Source organism: Cystobacter fuscus DSM 2262, from assembly GCF_000335475.2.
In the GTDB taxonomy this organism is placed as follows: domain Bacteria; phylum Myxococcota; class Myxococcia; order Myxococcales; family Myxococcaceae; genus Cystobacter; species Cystobacter fuscus.
Window position 1 is genome coordinate 928,325 of the sequence record NZ_ANAH02000001.1, and the last position, 20,094, is coordinate 948,418.

General features: G+C 69.2%; 17 protein-coding genes. 8 read left to right on the forward strand and 9 right to left on the reverse strand.

The genetic code is table 11. The annotated features are described in order from the left end of the window. The first annotated feature begins 10 nt into the window (after nucleotides 1–10). From D187_RS03625 to D187_RS03635, 3 genes are all read left to right on the forward strand, one after another. Nucleotides 11–1,033 carry an acyl-CoA desaturase gene (locus tag D187_RS03625; protein ID WP_002628804.1) on the forward strand — a complete coding sequence of 341 codons (1,023 nt, stop codon included), beginning with the start codon at nucleotides 11–13 and terminating at the stop codon, nucleotides 1,031–1,033. A 143-nt stretch (nucleotides 1,034–1,176) separates the two neighbouring features. After that, entirely contained in the window at nucleotides 1,177–3,276 is a 2,100-nt protein-coding gene (locus D187_RS03630) for a chloride channel protein (RefSeq protein ID WP_002628803.1), read from the forward strand. Between the two features lie 373 nt (nucleotides 3,277–3,649). Continuing rightward, nucleotides 3,650–4,459 (forward strand): glycoside hydrolase family 16 protein, encoded by an 810-nt coding sequence (locus D187_RS03635; protein WP_002628802.1) that lies wholly within the window; start codon nucleotides 3,650–3,652, stop codon nucleotides 4,457–4,459. Here D187_RS03635 and D187_RS03640 read toward each other — a convergent pair. After that, on the reverse strand, nucleotides 4,446–5,714 hold the full coding sequence (locus D187_RS03640; RefSeq protein ID WP_002628801.1) for an MFS transporter: 1,269 nt from the start codon (nucleotides 5,712–5,714) through the stop codon (nucleotides 4,446–4,448). The genes D187_RS03635 and D187_RS03640 overlap by 14 nt on opposite strands. Before the next feature lie 694 nt (nucleotides 5,715–6,408). Here D187_RS03640 and D187_RS03645 point away from each other — a divergent pair. Next, a complete protein-coding gene (locus tag D187_RS03645; RefSeq protein WP_002628799.1) occupies nucleotides 6,409–7,617 on the forward strand; it encodes a CPBP family glutamic-type intramembrane protease in 1,209 nt (402 codons plus the stop codon). A 55-nt stretch (nucleotides 7,618–7,672) separates the two neighbouring features. Further along, nucleotides 7,673–8,389 (forward strand): hypothetical protein, encoded by a 717-nt coding sequence (locus D187_RS03650; protein WP_002628798.1) that lies wholly within the window; start codon nucleotides 7,673–7,675, stop codon nucleotides 8,387–8,389. Here the strand turns inward: D187_RS03650 and D187_RS03655 are convergent. From D187_RS03655 to D187_RS03675, 4 genes are all read right to left on the reverse strand, one after another. Next, nucleotides 8,371–8,754, reverse strand: a complete 384-nt coding sequence (locus D187_RS03655) for a hypothetical protein (protein WP_002628797.1) — start codon at nucleotides 8,752–8,754, stop codon at nucleotides 8,371–8,373. The genes D187_RS03650 and D187_RS03655 overlap by 19 nt on opposite strands. 9 nt (nucleotides 8,755–8,763) lie before the next feature. After that, nucleotides 8,764–9,573 (reverse strand): AraC family transcriptional regulator, encoded by an 810-nt coding sequence (locus D187_RS03660; protein ID WP_002628796.1) that lies wholly within the window; start codon nucleotides 9,571–9,573, stop codon nucleotides 8,764–8,766. A gap of 24 nt (nucleotides 9,574–9,597) precedes the next feature. Further along, nucleotides 9,598–10,209, reverse strand: coding sequence for a hypothetical protein (locus D187_RS57410; RefSeq protein ID WP_020917758.1), 612 nt, complete (start codon nucleotides 10,207–10,209; stop codon nucleotides 9,598–9,600). A 187-nt stretch (nucleotides 10,210–10,396) separates the two neighbouring features. Next, entirely contained in the window at nucleotides 10,397–11,710 is a 1,314-nt protein-coding gene (locus tag D187_RS03675) for a serpin family protein (protein WP_002628793.1), read from the reverse strand. A 206-nt stretch (nucleotides 11,711–11,916) separates the two neighbouring features. Here D187_RS03675 and D187_RS03680 point away from each other — a divergent pair, with 206 nt between their 5' ends. Further along, nucleotides 11,917–13,440 carry a glycoside hydrolase family 6 protein gene (locus D187_RS03680; RefSeq protein WP_002628791.1) on the forward strand — a complete coding sequence of 508 codons (1,524 nt, stop codon included), beginning with the start codon at nucleotides 11,917–11,919 and terminating at the stop codon, nucleotides 13,438–13,440. A 33-nt stretch (nucleotides 13,441–13,473) separates the two neighbouring features. On the opposite strand, the gene D187_RS03685 is transcribed toward D187_RS03680, so the two are convergent. Further along, complete coding sequence (locus D187_RS03685; RefSeq protein WP_438356939.1) at nucleotides 13,474–15,132, reverse strand: RluA family pseudouridine synthase; 1,659 nt, start codon at nucleotides 15,130–15,132, stop codon at nucleotides 13,474–13,476. A 151-nt stretch (nucleotides 15,133–15,283) separates the two neighbouring features. Between D187_RS03685 and D187_RS03690 the strand changes: the two genes are divergently transcribed. Both D187_RS03690 and D187_RS03695 read left to right on the forward strand, forming a co-directional pair. Next, nucleotides 15,284–17,587, forward strand: coding sequence for a LysM peptidoglycan-binding domain-containing protein (locus D187_RS03690; RefSeq protein WP_002628788.1), 2,304 nt, complete (start codon nucleotides 15,284–15,286; stop codon nucleotides 17,585–17,587). Nucleotides 17,588–17,634: 47 nt separating this feature from the next. Further along, nucleotides 17,635–18,723 carry a YcjF family protein gene (locus tag D187_RS03695; protein ID WP_002628787.1) on the forward strand — a complete coding sequence of 363 codons (1,089 nt, stop codon included), beginning with the start codon at nucleotides 17,635–17,637 and terminating at the stop codon, nucleotides 18,721–18,723. Nucleotides 18,724–18,772: 49 nt separating this feature from the next. Here the strand turns inward: D187_RS03695 and D187_RS53610 are convergent, their stop codons facing one another. Genes D187_RS53610 through D187_RS54655 form a run of 3 tightly spaced genes read right to left on the reverse strand, consistent with a single transcriptional unit; the run spans nucleotide 18,773 to nucleotide 19,850 of the window. After that, nucleotides 18,773–19,081: a VapC50 family PIN domain-containing toxin gene (locus tag D187_RS53610; protein ID WP_002628786.1), complete on the reverse strand. Its 309-nt coding sequence runs from the start codon at nucleotides 19,079–19,081 to the stop codon at nucleotides 18,773–18,775. Between the two features lie 16 nt (nucleotides 19,082–19,097). Continuing rightward, nucleotides 19,098–19,298, reverse strand: coding sequence for a PIN domain-containing protein (locus tag D187_RS53615; protein WP_162159615.1), 201 nt, complete (start codon nucleotides 19,296–19,298; stop codon nucleotides 19,098–19,100). Nucleotides 19,299–19,355: 57 nt separating this feature from the next. Continuing rightward, on the reverse strand, nucleotides 19,356–19,850 hold the full coding sequence (locus D187_RS54655) for a helix-turn-helix domain-containing protein (RefSeq protein WP_155893132.1): 495 nt from the start codon (nucleotides 19,848–19,850) through the stop codon (nucleotides 19,356–19,358). Nucleotides 19,851–20,094 lie beyond the last annotated feature (244 nt).

The window sequence follows — 20,094 nt, forward strand, 5'->3', positions numbered from 1 at the left end:
GAGGGCTCCCTTGACTGCTTCCTCTCCCGCGTCCGTTCAAGAAGAGAAGATCAACTGGGTGGCATCCATCCCCTTCATCGGCGTGCACCTGATGTGCCTCTTCGTGTTCGTCACGGGGGCGCGGCCGGTGGACGTGGCGGTGTGCGTGGGGCTGTACGTGCTGCGCATGTGGGGCATCACCGCGGGCTTCCACCGCTACTTCAGCCACCGCGCCTATCAGGCGGGCCGGGGCTTCCAGTTCTTCATCGCGCTGGTGGGCACGCTGGCCATGCAGAAGGGCCCCTTGTGGTGGGCGGCGCACCACCGCCACCACCACCGCTACTCGGACCAGGAGCAGGACATCCACTCGCCCCTGCAGAAGGGCTTCTGGTGGAGCCACACCGGGTGGATCCTCTGCGACAAGTACGGGGACACCCGCTACGAGAGCATCAAGGACTTCGCGCGCTTTCCGGAACTCGTGTGGCTCAACAAGCTGCACGTGCTGCCGGGCGTGCTGCTCGCCGCGGCGCTCTACCTGCTCGGCGGCTTCTCGATGCTCGTGTGGGGCTTCTTCGTGAGCACCACCCTGCTCTACCACGGCACCTTCACCATCAACTCGCTCAGCCACGTGTTCGGCTCGCGCCGCTACAAGACGACGGACACCAGCCGCAACAACTGGCTGCTCGCGCTCATCACCCTGGGCGAGGGCTGGCACAACAACCACCACTACTACCAGAACACCGCCAACCAGGGCTGGTTCTGGTGGGAGGTGGACCTGAGCTACTACTCCCTCAAGGTGCTCTCCTGGGTGGGGCTGGTGAGCAAGCTGCGCACCCCCTCCGAGCAGGTGAAGAACGTCTACCTGAAGTACACCCCCGAGGAGCGCGCCGCGCTCAACACCCCCGTCTTCTCGTGGTCGGCTCCCCTGGCCGCCCGCCGGAAGGCCGCCGGGCAGACCGTCAAGGCCGCCGAGGAGAAGGTGCGCGAGGCCCTCGCCGCCGCGGCCGACAGCCTGCCCTCCGCCCAGGAGCCCCAGGGCCTGTTCAAACCGTGAGGTAGGCGGCTTCCCTACGCCCCTGGACGGCCCACGTCCTTCCCGTCCAGGGCCCTCGTCTCCCCGCTCGCCCGAGGAGAGTGTTCCTTTGTACGCGAAGCACCTTGAAACCACCGGGGGGTGGACGTTTATTGGGAACACCAATGAAGGACGAGCCCCCGCCGGTTTCCCGATTCGCGCTGCGCGCGCAGTTGGAGCGCTTCACGCATGCCTCCCTGCAGGCCTTCAACCGGATCCGCCTTCCAGGCCCCTCGGTGCTGCCGGTGGCCGGGGCGGTGGTGGGCCTGTACAGCGGACTGGCCGCGGGCATCTTCTCCAACCTGATTGGCGTCATCCGCGGCGCCGCCTTCAACGTCGCCTGGCTGATGGATGCCATGCGGCAGCCCGGCTCGCGCATGCTGCTGTCCGCCTGGGACATGCTGCGCACGGCGCGCTGGCACCTGGAGTACATCATCATCGGCGCGCCCCTGGTGCTGGGCGCCCTGCTGCTCGCGCGCGTCATCGAGCCCGGAGGCCCGCGTGACGAGGTGAAGCGCCGGCTGCGCCTGCTCGCCCTGCTGGTGCTCGGCGCGCTCGCCCTCTACTACCCGCTGGTGGCGCTCACCGCGCTCAACCGCGTCTTCAATCACGGCCAGTCCACCCCCGAGGTGCTCGCCCATCTGCCCTGGTGGATCTACCTGCTGATGCCCACCCTGGGTGGGCTCGCGGTGGGCCGCCTGCTGCGCGACTACCCGGACACCCGCGGCCACGGCCTGCCCGAGGTGATCAAGGCGGTGAAGGGCAACCAGGCGCTGCCCGGTGGGTTCGGGCTGCTCAAGCTCGTCGCCAGCGCGCTCACCATCGGCACGGGAGGCTCGGCCGGGCGCGAGGGCCCCATCGTCTATGGCGGCGCCGCGTTCGCCTCCACCGTGGGCCGCACCCTGGGCTTCTCCCGGCGCGAGCTGGCCATCCTGCTCGCCTGCGGCGCGGGCTCGGGCATCGCCGCGTCCTTCAACGCCCCCATCGCCGGCGCCGTGTTCGCGATGGAAATCATCCTGCGCGAGTTCGAGCTGCGCGTCTTCTCGCCCATCATCCTCGCCAGCGTGGCGGGCACGCTCGTGGGCCGGGGCACCGTGGGCACCGAGTCGATGATCCACCGGCTCGGCTACCAGATGGTGAGCGGCTGGGAGGTCATCTGCTACGTGGGACTGGGGCTGCTCTGCGGGCTGCTCGCGTATGCCTTCGTGCGGCTGCTGCACCACGCGGAGGACTTCTTCGGCGGCCGGTTCGAGGGACGGCTGTCGGCGTGGCTCGGCCAGCGCACGCTGCCCAAGCGCGCCGCCCTCGGCGGGCTGTGCTCGGGCGTGCTCGCCATGATCAGCCCCACCGTGTGGGGCAGCGGGCATGACTACATCAACATGGCGGCCATCGGGCAGCTGAGCCTCGTCTTCCTCGTCACCGCGTGCCTCGTGAAGCTCGTGGCCACCGCCATCACCCTGGGCTCGGGCGGCTCGGGCGGCACCTTCTTCCCGTCGGCGCTCATGGGGGCGATGCTCGGGGGCGCCTTCGGCACCGTGGTGCACTACTTCTTTCCCACCAGCACCGGGCCCAGTGGCGCCTACGCCATCGTGGGCATGGGCGGCGCCATGGCGGCGCTCACCCGCGGGCCGCTCACGGGCATGATGATGCTCTACGAGCTGAGCGGCAACCACGCCATCATCCTGCCGCTCATGGTGACGTGCACCATCTCCTCCGCGCTCTGCCACTACCTCATCGAGCGCCGCGCGCCCAAGCCGCAAACGGACGCGGAGCTGCTGTCCACCACGCCCGTGCGCGCGCTGATGCGCGAGCTGGCCCCGGTGCCCGCCGACATGCACCTGCGCCCGCTGATGGACCAGGTGTTCACCACCGAGAACGGCACGCTCCCCGTGCTCGATGGCGACGGCAAGCTCTACGGCATCGTCCAGGCGGACCAGTTCCAGGACATCTGGCGCGACGAGACGCTCTACCCGGTGCTCGTCGCGAGCGACGTGGCGCGCAAGGTGCCCCTGCTATCGCCGGACACGGACCTGGCGCAGGCGCTCTTCCTGATGGATCAGGAGGACGTGGACGCCCTGCCCGTGCAGGGACCGCCCGGTGGCCAGACCTGCGGGCTGCTCACGCGCACCCGCGTGCGGCGCTTCCTCAACTCGCATCACACCGGCCAGAAGAGCGCCCGGCCCGAGCCGGAGCACCTCGTGGCGCCGACGGAAATCCGGAACTGAAGGACGGGGCGGGCCTCGTCACGCGGGGCCCGCGCCGCCCAGGGGTTGCCTGGCGCTCGCGGCCGTAATGCCATTCATTGCCATCCATCTTCCTCCGCCTGGGAATGGGCAATCCAATACCCTTCACGCCCGCGGGTTGAAGACAGTCCATTCCGCCCTCGTGGCGTCGAAGGCTCCCGGTCGTACGAGTCCAACGAGGAGGATCCCTCGAAGTTTGGAAAACAAACTAAATTTGCTTTCCTCGAATTTCATTGATTCAGTGGTTTCCCTCGACTACGCTGGATGACAGCTCCGCTGTTCCTCGAAAAAGATGCCGCGGTGTTTTGTTTCAGCACCTTCAAACACCCGGCTTCTTAATTTCCAAGGAGATGAAATGAACTTCCTCGGTGTCATGAAGAAGCAGTCGTTGGGGTGCGTGTTGGGCACCGTCGCTGGGTTGCTCTTGTCCTCCTGCGGCCCGGGTGAGTTGTCGGACGCGAAGAACAGCCCCGAGTCCACGGGGCAGGTCGCCGCGGAGCTCGCCAGCACGATTTCCTGGAAGGGCTATACGTGGCGGGTCACCAACGGCGGCATGGCCGGCGTTGCTCCCGGCAGCCCCAGCAACGTCTTCGTGGATGCGAATGGCTACCTGCACCTGAAGATCACCAAGTCCGGTAGCTCGTGGACGGCCGCCGAGCTGTTCACGACGACCAATCTCGGCTTTGGCACCTACCGGTGGCAGATCGATGGCGCGGTGGACAAGCTGGACAAGAACGTCGTGCTGGGGCTGTTCCCCTACGGTCCCGCCGGGGGGATCGGCGGGGACGGCACCAACGAGATCGACATCGAGTACGCCCGCTGGGGCAATTCCGCCTGGCCCAATGGCAACTGGACCATCTATCCCAACTCGGGGACGAAGGTCGGATCGAGCACCTTCAACTTCACCCTGGGAAGCACCTACACGACCTCGACCTTCGTCTGGAAGAGCAGCAACATCGCGTTCTCGTTCCAGGAGGGCTTCAAGGCGAACGGGGACACCAGCGGCCTCATCAAGAGCTGGACCTACGCGCCGACGAGCCCCACCACGAACATTCCCCAGCGGGCCATGCCGCTGGGCATGAACCTGTGGTGCTTCGGCGCGCCGCCCTCGAATGGGCAGAACGTGGAGATCGTCATCCGCGACTTCCAGTTCATCCCCCAGTAATCGGGCGGGTCGTCACTGCGCCCGGAGGGCTGGGAGCGAGCCTCCGGGGCGAAGGGAACGTGAGCGCGACCCAGGCCACCGCCACGCCACAGAGGGCCGCCGCGAGCGTGAAGTGCCAGGCGTAGCCGAGCGCCTGGGCGCTGAAGCCACTCACGGCCGCGGCGCCTCCGGTGGCCATGACGACGAGCGAGGCCTGCACCGTGTAGTCGGACGCGGCATGCTCCGCGCGGCACAAGCCCATCATCCCCGTGAAGAGCGCCGCGGTGGCCATGCCGCTGGTGAGGTGCTCCACGCCACACACCAGCGTGAGCACCGCGAGGCCCGCGCCCCCGCGCGCGGCCCATGCGTAGAGCAGCACCGCGCCGGCCTGGAGGGTGCCGAAGACGAGCAGCGCGCGCCGCTGCCCCAGCCGGTGGACGAGCGCCCCTCCCACGAGCGCGCCGAGCAGCCCGGTGGTGAAGCCCACGAACCCGAGCATCCAGCCCACCTGCGACAGGCCCAGCCCCGCGTCGACCAGGAAGGTGCGCAGCATTCCCGTCGCCAGGCTCTCCCCCGCCTTGAAGAGCACGAGCAGGAGGAACCACGTGCCGGCGCCCGGGCGGCGCACCCAGTACAGCAGGGCCTCGCGCAGCCAGCGTCCCAGGCTCCCCTCGGTGCTCCGCGGCGCGCGCGAGGGAGGCTCGCGGAAGAGCGCCACCGGCACCGTGGCCACGAGCAGCAGTACGCCCAGGCTCACCAGGGTGGGCCGCCAGCCCAGCGCATCGAAGATGAGCAGCATCACCCCGCCGCCGACAATCATCCCCACCCGGTAGCCCGCCACCTGGATGCCGTTGCCCCAACCCAGCTCCTCGGGCTCGAGCAGATCCACCGCGAGCCCGTCCGTGGCCACGTCCTGCGTGGCCGCCAGCAGGTTGACGAGCAGCATGGCCACCAGGAGCGTGGGCACGCTCGCGCTCCCCTCGGGCAGGGCGAGCCCCAAGAGCAGCGCCGCCGAGAGGAGCTGGAGCGGGAGGATGTAGCCGCGCCGCCGTCCCAGCCGCTCCGAGCCATACCGGTCCATCACCGGGGCCCAGAGAAACTTGAGCGCCCACGGCAGCGCGAGCAGGTTCGCCAGCCCGATGGCCGGCAACGACAGGCCCTGCTTGCGCAGGAGCACCGGGAGCGCCTGGGTGAAGAAGCCGAAGGGCAGTCCCTGCGAGAAGTAGAGACTCGTGAGCAGTCCGAGCTTCATGGAGGACTTCAGCGCGGTCTTCATGGGCCCCTGTTTCCTGGTTGGTCGACCAACTTATAGAGCCCGGAAGGAACTGCGTCAACAGCAAGCGCCCCGGGCCAGGCCAGGCGCCTATTCTTCCAGCCCTCCCTCCGCTCTCCTCTTGCGTCGCGCATGGAGCCTCTCCACGAGAGAGAAAGGGAACATGGCTCGGTGATTGATGTTCCGGTAATACACCGCGAGGTAGTGCTCGCCGCCAATCTGTCTGAATGACGGTCTGGGCCGGGGGCTCGGCCTGACTGTTGAGCCAGGCGTCCGCTTCGTCACGCGTGTTGAAGGCGGCGATGACTCGGTGGGGAGCGTTGGCTTCGACGTCATTGAGATAGCTCTCGAACTCATATGACTGACCATTCCTCCAGACGAACCAAAGCGCTTCAATGGCGAGGCAATACAAAAGCGGAAAGCAAGCCACACCGCCCATTCCCATCCACCAGAAGAGACGGGACATGGGCCGCACCACGCCGTGTGGCCACTGAGGGTCCTCGGGCGGCGAGAAACAGCAGCGCGGCCCCCTCCTCCGACCCCCTCCCGGTTGAGGGACAGCCGCTCCCGGCCAGGGCATCTGTCAGGCAGCACTGTGCCAGCAAACCATGTCCAAAAACGTGGACTCTCCACTAACGTGCCCCGGGACACTTGGAGCCCCCCGCATGCACCGGGCTCCCTACCCATGAGATGGACCGTGCGAGACGCCGCGCCCCTCTGTGACAATGCCCCCTCGCGCAGGCGGGCCCTGGCCGAAGCGGCGCTCGTGCTCGCCACCGTGTTCCTCCCGGCCAACCTCGCCGATTTCGGACGCGGGGCCCTCATCGCCGCCACCGCGCTGCTGGCCCTCTGGGGGCTCGCCCTGCTGCATCCCTGGACGCAGTGGCGCGCGGGGCAACGGGGACGGGCCGTGGGCACGCTGCTCCTGTGGCCCCTGGCGCTCGGCGCCTCGCTCGGGAGCGCCTGGTTCATGGAGCGACCCACACCTCCTCCCCGCCTCGGGGTGAGCCACACCCGGCCCGCCTCCGGCGCGGGCCTCGAGCTCACCCACGTGAAGCCGGGACTGCCAGCCGACGGACGGCTGCAAGTGGGCGACCGCATCCTCGCCGTGGACGGCACGCCCCTGTCCACGAACGAGCCCGAGCTGGACTTCCAGACACACGTGAGCGAGGCCGGAGGCGGCCAGCCGACCACCCTCCGCTTCACCCTGGAGCGCGCGGGCGAGACGCACGAGGTGAGCGTCCCCGTGGGCCCCACCCCGCCCAAGCCCCGGCCCTTCCAGGGCGAGGCGATGACGTGGCTGTGCGTGCGGGCGCTCGGGATGAGCCTGCTCGTGGCCCTGCTGCTGTGGCGCAACGGCCAGGGGCCCGCCCAGGTGGGGCTCGTGCGCGCGGGGCTGGGGCGCGAGCTGCTCTGGGGCCTGCCCGTGCTCGTCGGCACGTATGCCGTCCACATCGCCGCGTCCCTGCCCCTGGCCTTCCTGGGCGCGCTCCTCCACCTGTCCGGCAAGGAGATGGCCGCGCGCAAGGAGGTGGCCACCGGGCTCTTGGAGACGGGGCTGGGCGTGCCCGCCTTCGCCCTGATGATGGTGCTCGTCACCGGCTTCGAGGAGCTCACCTTCCGGGGCTTCCTCGTGCCGAGGCTCCGGGTGGTGCTGGGCCACTGGTACACGGCGGTGGGCGTGGCCGCCGTGCTCTTCGGGCTGGGGCACGTCTACGAGGGCACCCTCGCCGTCTTCCAGACGGCCGTGCTCGGAGCCTGGTTCGGCCTCGTCTTCGTCCACCGCGCGCGCCTACCTTCCGTGATGTTGGCCCACGCGGCCTTCAACACCCTCAACTTCACCCTCATGCTGTGGCTCCAGCGCTCGGGCCTCCTCGAGAAGTTCATGCAGCAGGTCCCCAGGTAATCCCGCCATGCTCTCCCACCTGCTTCGCCTCTCACGGCACACCCCCGCGGTACACATGGAGACTGTCTCCCGGGAGGCGTTCTCCCCCGAGTTCCTTCGCGAACTGCATGCGCTCGCCAACGGCCTGATGGCCGAGGACGAGGAGCACTTCCGCGTGCACGCCCTGACCAACGATCTCGTCCATGTGTTCCGCCGGCGAGACACGGGGGTGGCGGTGGGCTTCCAGTTCTGGAAGGCGGTGCCAATGAGCCTGCCCCGCGCCCGCGCCATCGTCGGGGGCAAGCTGCGAATCCAGCCCACGTTCCGCCAGCGCGGCCTGCACCTGCTCTCCGGCCTGACGTTCTTCTTCCAGGACAAGCTCCAGCATCCGCGCAGCCGCCACTACCGGCTGTCCATCGCCAGCCCGTTCGGCTTCGTGTCCATCACCGAGGCCCTCGCCCGCTACCACCCCTTCCAGCCCCAGCCCCGCACCCTCGAGGAGCAGGCCCTCCGGGACGCCTTCCTGGCCCTGGCCCGGGAGAGCCACTTCCAGGTCGATGAGGACAGTGGCGTCTTCTTCGTCGGCATCTTCATGACGCCCGAGACGCTCGGCCGCTATCCGCCGGCCTACTTCGAGCGGCCCTCCGCCCGGGCCTACGCCGCCATCAATCCCGACTTCCGCACCAATGGCAGCTACGTGGGCTTCTGGTTCCGCTTCACGCCGGACAACCTGGCCTCGCTGACCCGCGCCACCGTGCGCAAGCTGCTGCGGCCTCAGGACGCGGACGTCTGAGGCGCGGAGGCAGGGCCGCTCGCGCGCCACGCTCGGGCGAACCCTCCCGACAGCACGAAGCGGGGGAACGTCACCCACTGCTCGGCGAAGATGCGCGCGAGGACGTCCCAGGGGCCCCGGAAGGGCACGGGCGCGACGCTCTCCATCCGGTGACCGCGACCCTGGGCCGCCATCGCCCCCACCATGGCCACGACGCCGGGCAACGCCCAGGCGACTGACGTGAAGGGCGCGGCCACCAGGCACAGCGTGCCGAGCTGGAACACGGGCACCGACACCCCGTGCAGCAGCAGGTTGCGGCGCGCGGCGTGGTTGTCCGGGTAGAGGTTCCACTGCCAGGGGAGGAGTTTCTCGGAGCGTTCCATCATGGGGGAAACCTACGCGCGCCGGGCGCCCCCGTCTTGAACGAGCTGGCTACGGCGAGCGCCTCGCAACGCCGACGGCGGCATGCCCAGCATGCGCCGGAAGGTGCGCGACATGTGGGCGGAGTCGGCGAACCCGGCCGCGTGGGCCGCTTCCCCCAGGGGCATGCCCGAGACGATGGCGGTGGCGGCCCGCTGGAGCCGCAGCCAGGCGAGGTAGGGCCGCAGGGGCAGTCCGATGGACTCGGTGAAGGCGTGCATCAGCCGGCCGGGGGACAGCCCCACCTGGGCCGCGAGCGTGGCGAGCGAGTCGTCCTCCCCCGGGGGCAGCGCGTGCAGCAGCCGGAGCACGCGCCGCACGCGGGGGTGGATGGAGCGAGGAGGAGGAATGACTCCGGCCCCCAGCACCTCGACCACCCGCCGGGTCCACGCCACCCCCTCGGGACCCATGAGGCGCGAGGGCTCGGCGTCCTGGGCGAGGGTGTCACGCTCGGCGACGGAGAGCGCCCGGAAGGGTCCGGTCAGGGTGGCGGCGAGCGCGGCACCGGCCTCGCTCTCCGGGTCGAGGAAGACGAGCAGCACCTGTCGGCCCTCGGCGTCCAGGGAGTGGGGCACGTCGGGCGCCGTCAGCACTCCGGCCAGGCTCGTCCAGGGCGCATCGGCGGCCCGCATCCGCACGGGCCCATCCAGCCCCAACACGAGGTGCATGGCGTGGTGGGAATGGCCGGTGCTGCGCGCACCGGGGCCTCGCGTGGCCAGCAGGGGCGGCCAGAGCGGCGGAGGTCCCCCGAATGGGAGGTGGGGCACTTCTTCGGAGAGGCGCACCCGGCGATGCTACCTCCAACCGCCTCAGGCCATCACCCACCAGCTCCCGAGACAGAGCGAGCCCACCGAGGCCACCGCCGGCACATGGCGCAGGAGCGCGTCGGGCCTGGGCAGGGCCCGCGAGCCAGCCGCCAGCGCCGCCGTCAGTGCCGCCATGGCCAGCGTGCTCCCCAGGGCGAAGCCACCCAGGTAGAGCGCCTTCCAGACGGCCGAGTTGGCGAGCGCCGCGGGCAGCAGCAGGAGCACCGCCGCGGCACCCGACACGCCATGCAGCAGGCCGATCGACAGCACCTCCCAGGAGGAGACCTTACCCTTGCTCGCCGGGGTGGCCTCCTTGGGGGCGGCACGGAGGGCGCGCCAGCGGCGCAGACCCACCACGCCCATGACGAACAGCGCCCCTCCCGCGAGGCGGTCGCCCCAGGAGCTCACCAGCTCCAATTCGAGCATCGAGGCCAGGGCCAGCACGGCCGCCGCGCACACGAGCGTGCCCAGCGCGTGACCCAGGCCCCACAACAACCCCACACGCCAGGCCTTCCGGCGCATCCCCAACGACAAGGGCGCCAGACTCAACAGATGATCCGGCCCGGAGACCGCATGAAGCGCACCCGAACCCAGTCCGACGAGAGCTGCGACCATGACATTCCATCCCATCCGTGGCGGAGCGGCTCCCGCCGCCCTGCCACGGAGAGAAAGATGCGTCCCGGGCGCTGATAGTGCCAAGACAAAGTCCGAATCGGACTGAAAACGCTTGCCTATCAGCGCCGGGAATACAACCACGAGCGCCTCGAGGGTGCCCCGCCCCCCTTGGGACGGAGCCCCGCGCTCACGGAGTCATATAACGGCCGAGGAAGAGCACGTTCCGGGTGGACACATGCTCGATGAGGAAGAGGAACGGCCGGTCCACGAGGAAGGGCGCGGGCATGGAGGGAGGTCCCGCCACCACCGCCGTGGCCGCGGCCGCCTCCGTTCCCTTCTCGTTCACGGACACGAAGGCCTTGTGCTCGATCGACGAGATGACGAGGGACTCGGCACTCGACAGGCCCGACAGATCGGCGTGCTCGTCGAACAGGTCCCGGATGCCGAGCTGCAACAGTTTCGGAATCAGCGGCGCCGACGTCTCCACCTCGAAGCGCGGCAGGTGCACGTCCTCCTGATGACCCGTCAGTGCCCCGCGGATGCCATCCAGGAAGTTCGCCGACAGCCGCGATTCGATCTCCTCGAACCGGCCCGAGTCCGGAAGGACGATGAGCATGCGGAAGCCGCGCCCCACGTAGTCGAGCGCGAGGGCCTGGAAACCCTCGCCCTTCATGTGCCGGGCCCTGCCCCCCCACATCATCGGCACCTGCCGGGTCGCGCCGTCGAGCGTATGGAACGGCGCATCCTGGGTGCCCTTCTCCCTGAAGGGCGACTGCCACGCGCCCTTGAAGTGCAGCGCGTTGACGAGGATGAGCCGCGTCAGGGGAGTCACCGCGGTGGGAGGCAGCAGATCCTTGATGCGCTGCTCGGTCTGCTCCCAGACCCAGGCGTTGATGTCCTCGCGGATACCGGACGGGTTGGCGGAGAAATCCACCACGTGCATGCCCGAGCCGTAGTGCAGGGCGAGCACGTCGAGGAACCCGGGCTGGAAGGCGAAGCCCTTCTGCCCCCAGGTGGCGTTCACCCCGTGGAACTGGGGCGGCGTCGCCTGCCCCGTGTCTCCCGCGGGGACGAGCAACGCCTGGCTCAGGGCATTCATGGCCGGATGGAACCGGTCCTGGGGCAGGGAGAAACGAAGTCCCTGGCCCATCTGGCGCTCGGTCTCCCCGCGCGCGCCCGCGTACACCATGGCCAGTGCCTGCGAGACGCTGTACGGCGAGAAGAAGAGGTTCTTCCCGGGCTCGCGCAGCTCCCGGTACAACGCGGCCCCGAAGTCGGTGTTCCCCGCGGCGACGAGCTCGAGGTCCGAGGCGGGGACCACGGGGTTCGCCACGCGCTCCTTGCCCGCGGAGATGAACTCACCGGGCGCGCTCGCAGCCTCCGCGGGGCCCGGCCCGGGTCCCTGCCCGCCACCGAGCGGCTCCCCGGAGGAACAGGCACAGGCCGCGAGCAACCACCCGGTGGTGAGACGGCCCATCAATCCTTGACGCAGTGCAACCATATGATTCTCCCTGGGACAGCGTGTTCGTCCGGTCCGATAGCAAGAGGCATGCGCGCGCGGCCCACCAGGAACTTCAATGCCTTACAGGGCAGCCTCTGGGTCCCCCTCGGATTTCCGAGGTGGATTTCATGCCTTGACGCATCCCTGCAAACCCGAATAATAACGTTATTGTAGTTTAAACATTAAAACCCGATAGGCAGGTCTCGATGAATTCCCGCCGAACCCCCTTCCGCCCGTTCCTCGCCGCCGCGCTGACACTGGCGTCGGCCCTCGTCTCGGCTTGTATCCAGGAGCCCGACTCCCTCACGGGCGAGGAGTCTCCCACGGAGTCCGCGAGCCAGACGGAGGCGCTCACCGAGCTCATCGTCAACGGAAACTTCAACGCGGGGAGCACCACGCCCTGGTGGAATGGCGCCAACACGCAGTCGCGTGTCGAGAACGCCCAGTGGAGGATCGATGTCACCACCGGCACCGCCAACCCCTGGGACGCGATCGTCGGCCAGAACGGCATCCGCCTGACGAGCGGACAGAGCTACACCCTGTCCTTCACCGCATCGGCCTCGGCGGCCGGGGCGCTGGTCACCACGGTGCAGACGGAGGTTGCCCCGTACACCGCGACGCTGAACCAGCGGGTCACGGTCGACGCCACGCCGCGCCGCTACTCCTTCCCCTTCACCTCGTCCCTGAGCACGGCGCAGGGCCAGGTGACCTTCCAGCTCGGCGGCGCGGCGGCCCGCACCCTCCGGCTCGATGACATCTCGCTCACGACGGGTTCGGGCGGCGGCACGGATGGGGGCACCGGCGGGGGCTCGGACGGAGGCACGGACGGGGGCACCGGTGGGGGCTCGGGACCCCTCGCCATGACCAATGGCTTCTACGTGGATCCGAACTCCAACCCCGCCGCCTGGGCGAGGGCCAACAGCGGCGACTCGCGCGCGGCCAGCATCCAGTCGGCCATCGCGAGCAAGCCGATGGCGCGCTGGTTCGGCAACTGGAACAGCGACATCACCGCGGAGGCGTCGAGCTACGTCGGCGCGGCGGCGGCCGCCGGCAAGCTGCCCGTGCTCGTGGCCTACAACATCCCCGGCCGGGACTGCGGCAGCCACTCGGGAGGTGGCGCGGGCAGCCCCGAGGCCTACCGGACGTGGATCTCCGGCCTCGCCTCGGGCATCGGCAACCGCCCCGCCATCGTCCTCATCGAGCCGGATGCCGTCGCCCAGCTCGACTGCCTGCCCGACGACACCGCCCGGCAGACCCGCCTGGGCCTGCTGCGCTACGCCACCGAGCAGTTGCGTGACCGTGCCCCCAACACGTGGGCCTATCTCGACGGTGGCAACGCGCGGTGGATCGCCGCCGACACCATGGCCCAGCGGCTCCAGTCCGCGGGCGTGAGCAACATCCGGGGCTTCGTCATCAACATCTCCAACTTCTACACCACCGCCGAGTCCATCTCGTATGGCAATGCCGTCAGCGCCGCGCTGTCCAGCCGCTATGGCTACGGCAAGCCCTTCGTGGTGGACACCAGCCGCAACGGCAACGGCTCCAATGGCGAGTGGTGCAATCCCGCCGGGCGCAAGCTCGGCACCCCGTCCCAGGTGGGCGGCGGCGCCGAGTTGCTCGTGTGGGCGAAGATCCCCGGGGACTCCGACGGCTCGTGTGGCACCGCCCCGAGCACGCCCGCGGGCCAGTTCAGCCCCGACCTCGCCATCCGCCTCATCAACGGCACGTAGTCCCCTCGGGCGCGTCCACGCGCGGGGCGCGGCTCAGAAGGGAGCCCGCCGCTCGAAGTGGACGCGCCCGCCCGTCTCCGGGTGCGTGAACTCGAGCGCCTCCGCGTGCAGCATCAGGCGCGCGTCCTCGTGCCCGTAGAGGCGGTCTCCGACGATGGGCGCGCCCAGGCCGAGCGGGTGCGCCGCGTGGACGCGCAACTGGTGGGTCCGCCCGGTGAGCGGGAAGAAGGCCACGCGGGTGCGCGTCCCAGTCCGCTCGAGCACCCGCCAGCGGGTGACGGCGGCCTTGCCATGCACGGGATCGTGGATCTGCCGGGGCCGATCGTTCAGGTCCACGCGCAGGGGCAGCTCGATGGTGCCCTCCTCGCCCCGGACCTGGCCCCGCACCCACGCCACGTAGCGCTTGTGGACGTCTCGGTGGAGGAACTGCCGCTGCACGGCCGCATGTGTGCGCGAATCGAGCGCCGCGACGAGCAGCCCCGAGGTGTCCAGGTCGAGCCGGTGCACCAGCAGCGGCCCCGTGGCCCGGGGATACCGGGCACGCAGCCGGGCCAGCACCGAGTCCGTCACCGCCTCGTCCCTGGCCGGCACGGACAGCAGACCCGAGGGCTTGTCGATCACCACGAGCCAGGCGTCCTCGAAGACGACGGACAGCTCCCCGGCCACGCGTGCGGGGGGAGCGAAGCGCCGGGGAGGCGCGACCTCGAGCCCCTCCAGCATGAAGGGCAACAGGGGGCCACACTTGTCCCGGCAGGCGGCGTAGAAGGCCCCCGCGACACGGCCGCCCGAGGACGGCGGCGCGCCCCACCAGAGCTCGGCGAGCGCCAGGGGTGTCAGGCCGTGCGCGAAGGCATGGGCGAGCAGCTTGGGGGCGGCGCAATCGGCGGCGCCCGAGGGAGGCTCGCCCGGGGCGTAGAGCGCCCGGAGGGGTCGGCGCTCTCCCCGCGCGTTGACCACCCCGTAGGTGTCGTGCAGGCGCCGCATGAGCGCGCGGCAGAACATGTGCCGCAGACGTTCGAGCGCCCGCCCCCGGCGTTCGAGCCGGGCGAGCCTCGGAGCGAGTTCCCGGCGCTCGGCGTCCTGGGCCGTGTCCTCGCGACGCCGCTCCGCCTTGTCGCCCCGGCTCTCCTGGTCGAGCCGGTGGAGGGCCTCGCGCCGCGCGTCCCCGGAGAGCACCCCCGGGGCCTCGAGCTCGGCCCGCCGGACATGGCGCAAGCGCCGCCGCTCCTCGTGCGCGAGGCGAAGCTCCTCCCTGCGCCGGGCATGGCGCGCTTCCTGGCGCGCGTGGGCGTCGCGGAGCGCGCTGAGCTCGGACGAGGACTGGAAGGCCTCGGCGCGGGCGATCAGCCGCTTCACCTGGGCCTCGCCCGGGGACTCGATGAGGGAACGGGCCTCGGCATCGAAGAGCGGCGGGACGTAACCCGGCAGGTTCCACCGGCCCCCGAGCATGCCGGAGAAGGCGCGCAGGAAGCCGATGCGGCCCCCGGGCTCGCGCACCACGAGCACCCCGAACATCTTGCCGCCCTCGGCGCCCTCGAGCGGGCCGGTGGGGACGCCGGGGGCCACGAAGCCCGAGCGAAGCTCCGCCCGCATCACCTCCGCGGCCCGTTGCGCCAGGGCGTGCGGGCCCTGTTCGTCGAAAGGACTCGGGAAGGCCGCGGGAAGCTCGTCCGGGGCTGGCTGCGACGCCAAGGGGGTGAACCACGTCTCCACGGTGTCGCGCTATCACGAAACCCAGCCCATCCGGGAGGCGGTGGAGCAACCAGGCGGGTCTGGGGACGGGTGGCCCCCAAGGAGGGGTGGATCCGTTAGACTCGGGCCCTCATTCCGGCGGTGAAGGCGCATGACCCCAAGCGAGTACAAGGTCAAACCGGGCGACACGCTGTCCGCGATCGCCCGACATCATCACGTCACCGTCGACGACATCGCCCACGTCAACGGCATCAAGGACGTCAACCGCATCCGGGTCGGTCAGTCCCTGCGGATTCCGGTGAAGAGCACCCCGGCGGCCCCGTCCGCGCCCATGGCCCCGCCCCCGGCCCGCACGCTCCCACCCCTGCCCTCTTCCGTGAGGCCCCGGACCCATCGCGTCCGCCTGTCGGAGACCCTGCCCCAGATCGCGCAGCGCTACGGGCTCTCGGCCTCGGAGCTGGCGAAGGCCAATGGCCTCGCCGATCCCCGCCTGCTCTGGGTCGGCCAGGAGCTGAACATCCCCCCCGCGAGCGCGGCGCCCCCGCCCGCCTCCGCCCCTCCTCACCCGGCCAACGAGACCGCGCCCACCAGCGCTCAGTCCTCGCCGCCCAAGGCCTCCTCCCCACCTTCGGCGAACGCCATCCGGGAGGTCGCCTTCCGGGTCACCGGCTCCTTCGAGGGAGGCAAGGCCAGCACCTACCAGACCAAGGACAAGGGCATCGTCAGCTACGGTAAACACCAGGCCACCCTGGCCTCCGGCACGCTCGGAACCATCATCACCCAGTACGTCCAGCAATCCAGCTCCGAGGCGGCCAAGGGCCTGGCCAGGTACAAGGACAAGATCAGCAAGAAGGACACCTCGCTGCGCACGGACGCGACCTTCAAGAAGCTGCTCCTGGAGGCGGCGACGGATCCGCTGATGAGCACCATCCAGGACTCGGTGTTCGCCCAGAACTACTGGCCCACGGCCGAGCAGAGCGCGAAGAAGGACAAGCTCAAGACTCCGCTCGCCCTGATCATGTACTACGACACCAACATCCAGGGCGGACTGTCCTCGGTGCGCGAGAAGACCCTGGCGGCCCTGAAAGGCAAATCATACACGGAGGCGGAATTCCTCTCGGAATTCAACCACCAGCGCAAGGCGCGGTTGACGAGACTCGCGAAGGACGCGAGGGATGAGGGCAACGAGGACCATGCCAGGATGCTCGAGGGTTCGCGCAGCCGCGTGACCGCCCTGCAGACACTGGTGGACGCGAAGGACTTCCAGCTCCGGGGTGATCCGCATGGAATGCTCACCCTCAATGACCACAAGGTGCGGGGCCTGGGTTCGTCCTCGGCCACGGCGTCGTCCTCCTCGGGAAGCAGCGCCTCGTCCTCGGCGAAAGGCCCGTCCGGAAACCAGCGGACCCTCACCGGTTCGGTTGGCACGGGAGGCCACAACGCGGACGCCGATGTCCGGCTGGTCCAGACCCTGCTCAACGCGCACCGTCTGCCGCCACGCACGATGCTGCCAGTCAACGGCCGGGTCGACCCGCAGCTGGTCGGGGCCATCACCGAGTTCCAACGCTCGATGGGCATGCAGAATCCAGACGGCCGCGTCGATCCGGGAGGCGGCACGTTCAAGGCCCTCTGCGCGGGCAGGGGCGCCTCCGTCACATCGAAGCAGCCCAACCCCTGGGATGTATCCCTGCCCATCGGGCCCTCGGGAGGCGGGAACAGCGCCCCGGCCCACGGCCCGACGTCATCGACCCAGGGGCATACCGCCACCCTCGCGAAACTCGCGAAGGCGGCCCGCCAGAGGTTCAAGCTGAAGAACCTGGGAGCCTGTGCCCGGGGCGTGAGCGAGTTGCTGCAAGCCGCGGGGTACACCTACGCGGGGAGCCGGCCCCGCGTCGCGGATGGAATCATCAAGAACCAGGCGTATGACTACAGCACGGGCACCTGGGTGTCGGGCACCACCACGGGCTACTACGTGAGCAGCCGGAGCGCCATCGGCGAGGGGGGCAGGGTCGTTCCTGGCAAGCAGAAGTCCGCGGCCGCCAACGTGAGCGCCAAATTCTTCGCCCACACCTTGCGGATGCTCGGCTTCGCCGATTGCACGAAGTGCCTGCCCGGCAATGGCAAGAGCGGAGCGGTCGCCCCGGAGAGCGTGAAGGCGCTCCGGGCCCTGCCGGACGGCGCCGTGATTGTCTTTGGTCCCGCCCTCAACCGCAGCGTCCAGAAGACCGGCGGGCACTACACCGTCGGGGGGCATGGCCACGCGGGCCACGTGGGCGTCCTGGTGCACGAGGGCGAGGAGGCGCTCGTGGTCGCGGATGGCCTGCTGGCCAAGGGGGGCGTGCGCTACACGGTGGAGTCGTGTCTGTCGAACTACGCCTGGGCCATTGGCTTCGTCCCCACCACCGCCGGCAAGGCCCTGACCGCGAAGGACCAGCCCAAGAGCTCGCTTCTGTAGCCCCAGACGGACAGCAACCCGATACTCCCTCTCCCGGAGCGCCAGACGTGGAATTCAATCTCGCGGAAGAAGTCAGACGGCAGCTCGAGGAGGCCCTGCGCAAGCGGGGTCGCGTCAACATCGTCATCGCGGGCCGCAGCGGCGTGGGCAAGAGCACCCTCATCAACGCCGTCTTCCAGGGCAACCTCGCGGAGACGGGCCAGGGGCGCCCCGTGACCCAGAATGCGCGCGAGTACACCAAGGATGGCATTCCCGTCGCCCTGCTCGACACGCGCGGACTGGAGATGGAGCGCTACCGGGAGACCGTCGAGCAACTGGAGCGCGAGGTGCAGTCCCGCTCCCAGGATCCGGACGCGAGGAACCACCTGCACATCGCCTGGGTGTGCGTCTCCGAGGACTCGCGCCGCGTGGAGCCCGGCGAGTCCGCCATGGCCGCGATGCTCGCCCGGCACATGCCGGTCGTGGCCATCATCACCAAGGCGCGCACGGACGGGGGCTTCCGCGACGAGGTCCAGAGGCTGCTGCCCATGGCGCGCAACGTCGTGCGCGTACGCGCCCTGCGCGAGCAGGACGACGAGGGGCATGTGCTCGAGCCCCGCGGCCTGGTGGAGCTGATCGATCTCACCATGCAGCTCGTCCCCGAGGGCCAGCGCGATGCATTAGCCGCCGCGCAGAAGGTCAGCGTGGCGCAGAAGAAGACGCGCGCCCGCCTCATCGTCGCGGGAGCCGCCACCACGGCCGCGCTCACGGGGGCCTCGCCCATCCCCTTCTCCGACGCGCTCGTGCTCGTGCCCATCCAGATCGGCATGCTCGCCAGCATCAGCGCCACCTTCGGACTGTCGCCCAGCCAGCTCTTCCTGACGACGCTCATCAGCGCGGCGAGCGGCGGCTTCATGGCGACCGTGTCCGGCCAGTCCATCGTCTCGGGCCTGCTCAAGTTCGTGCCCGGCGCGGGCACCCTCGCCGGGGCGCTCATCTCCGGCACCACGGCGGCGTCCATCACCACCATCTTCGGCGAGGCCTACGTGTCCGTGCTCACCCGCCTGTTCGAGCGCGACCGGGAGCGCGCCCCCTCGGAGCAGGAGATCGCCGAGGCCTTCCGCGAGGAACTGACCCGGCCCCGCTCCACGCACTGATTCACGGGCTCGGCCTTGATACCCGCAGCAGCGAAAAGGTCCGGACGGGTCAGCCTCCGGGTAGACAGCGGCGGACTTCCTCGACGAATCCAGGAACGGACTTCGCCAATCCATCCAAGAGCTGGGTGAACGTCAGTGGAGGTTTCCTCAAGGCCTGGGCTTGCGCATGCAACACCTCCAGCATGACGAGCCGGTTCTGGTCGAAGAGGTGCTGGAGGAACGTGTCCGGGTCCTGAGCCTGAATGCTGGGCGGCAGGTGTTCCTTGCGAAAGTCACGCAGGTTGTTCGTCACGATGGTCTGGGCCCCCACGTGCACCGCCGCGGCGAGGACGTGCCTGTCCTTGGGGTCGTTGCGCATCGCGGCGATGAGCCCCTCAATGCCCGGTGACCATGGCTTCGGGAAATGCCGCCTGCATCGTCGTGATGAGCCTGGCGGCCTTCTCTTCCGACATGCCGAGAGCCAGAACGAGGTTGCGTCGAACCTCTTTCAGAATCTCCTCCGACCAGTAGATCTGGATGAGCCCCTCGTTGGAGGCACGCAACAGCGTGTCACGGACGCTGAACGGGATGAGCACGTTCGCATCGAGGACGACCGCGAATGGAGCAGGGAACACGGTGCTCGCGCCCAGGTCTCATTCCAACTCGGGATACCCACCCGCTTCTTGCGTCTCCTCGCTCATCGCATCGAGTTGTGCGCGCCGTTCTTTCTTCCGCCGTGCCCGGAACTCCAGGACGTCCTTGCTGTAGAGCCGCCGGTGCGTGCCCGTGCGATGGAAGGGGATCTTCCCCTCATCGAGCAACTGAACCAGATACTGCCGTGACACGTTGAGCAGATTCGCGGCCTCTTGAGTGGTGAGCTCCTTGTGCACGGGCATGACCGTGACGGCTTCTTCAGAAGCCAAGGTGGCCAAGAGCTGCTTCAAGAGCATGAGGACATCCGTGGGAATCAGCGCGGACTCATGAGTGGGCCCGATCAAACTGAATCGAGGCCGCTCCCCTTCGTCGCGGAGCCCTCGGTCGACAAGTTGCGCGAGCCGCTGAACTTGAAGCAAAGCAGCCCCGGTTACGGCAACAGGTTCCAAAGCCCGCGGAGCATCCAGGACGTCAGAAGAGTGTTGTGCGGTCATGGGCCCCTCCATGGGCGGACGGCACGTGTAACTTGCTGGTTACATTGACAAATATGGACGTATTCGACGTAAACGCAAGCCGTTTTCGACCTCCAGGTTCATCAGCCCCCTGCTCACGCCCAACCTTTTGAAATCAGGTGTCTTTCTCCTAATTCGCGACCTCGCTCGCCTGCTCGGGTGCAAGGCGTGAATGACGCAAGTGCAACTTGGGCTTCCTCCCCCGCTCCCTCCGCGAGGAGCTGAC

Bases quoted from the DNA above. Each gene is read 5' to 3' on its own strand.
- D187_RS03630 (WP_002628803.1), top strand. From the start codon at position 1,177: ATGAAGGACGAGCCCCCGCCGGTTTCCCGATTCGCGCTGCGCGCGCAG.
- D187_RS03675 (WP_002628793.1), bottom strand. From the start codon at position 11,710: ATGGTTGCACTGCGTCAAGGATTGATGGGCCGTCTCACCACCGGGTGG.
- D187_RS54655 (WP_155893132.1), bottom strand. From the start codon at position 19,850: ATGACCGCACAACACTCTTCTGACGTCCTGGATGCTCCGCGGGCTTTG.
- D187_RS03650 (WP_002628798.1), top strand. From the start codon at position 7,673: ATGGAGACTGTCTCCCGGGAGGCGTTCTCCCCCGAGTTCCTTCGCGAA.
- D187_RS03690 (WP_002628788.1), top strand. From the start codon at position 15,284: ATGACCCCAAGCGAGTACAAGGTCAAACCGGGCGACACGCTGTCCGCG.
- D187_RS03680 (WP_002628791.1), top strand. From the start codon at position 11,917: ATGAATTCCCGCCGAACCCCCTTCCGCCCGTTCCTCGCCGCCGCGCTG.
- D187_RS03640 (WP_002628801.1), bottom strand. From the start codon at position 5,714: ATGAAGACCGCGCTGAAGTCCTCCATGAAGCTCGGACTGCTCACGAGT.
- D187_RS53610 (WP_002628786.1), bottom strand. From the start codon at position 19,081: ATGCGCAACGACCCCAAGGACAGGCACGTCCTCGCCGCGGCGGTGCAC.
- D187_RS57410 (WP_020917758.1), bottom strand. From the start codon at position 10,209: ATGGTCGCAGCTCTCGTCGGACTGGGTTCGGGTGCGCTTCATGCGGTC.
- D187_RS03635 (WP_002628802.1), top strand. From the start codon at position 3,650: ATGAACTTCCTCGGTGTCATGAAGAAGCAGTCGTTGGGGTGCGTGTTG.
- D187_RS03655 (WP_002628797.1), bottom strand. From the start codon at position 8,754: ATGATGGAACGCTCCGAGAAACTCCTCCCCTGGCAGTGGAACCTCTAC.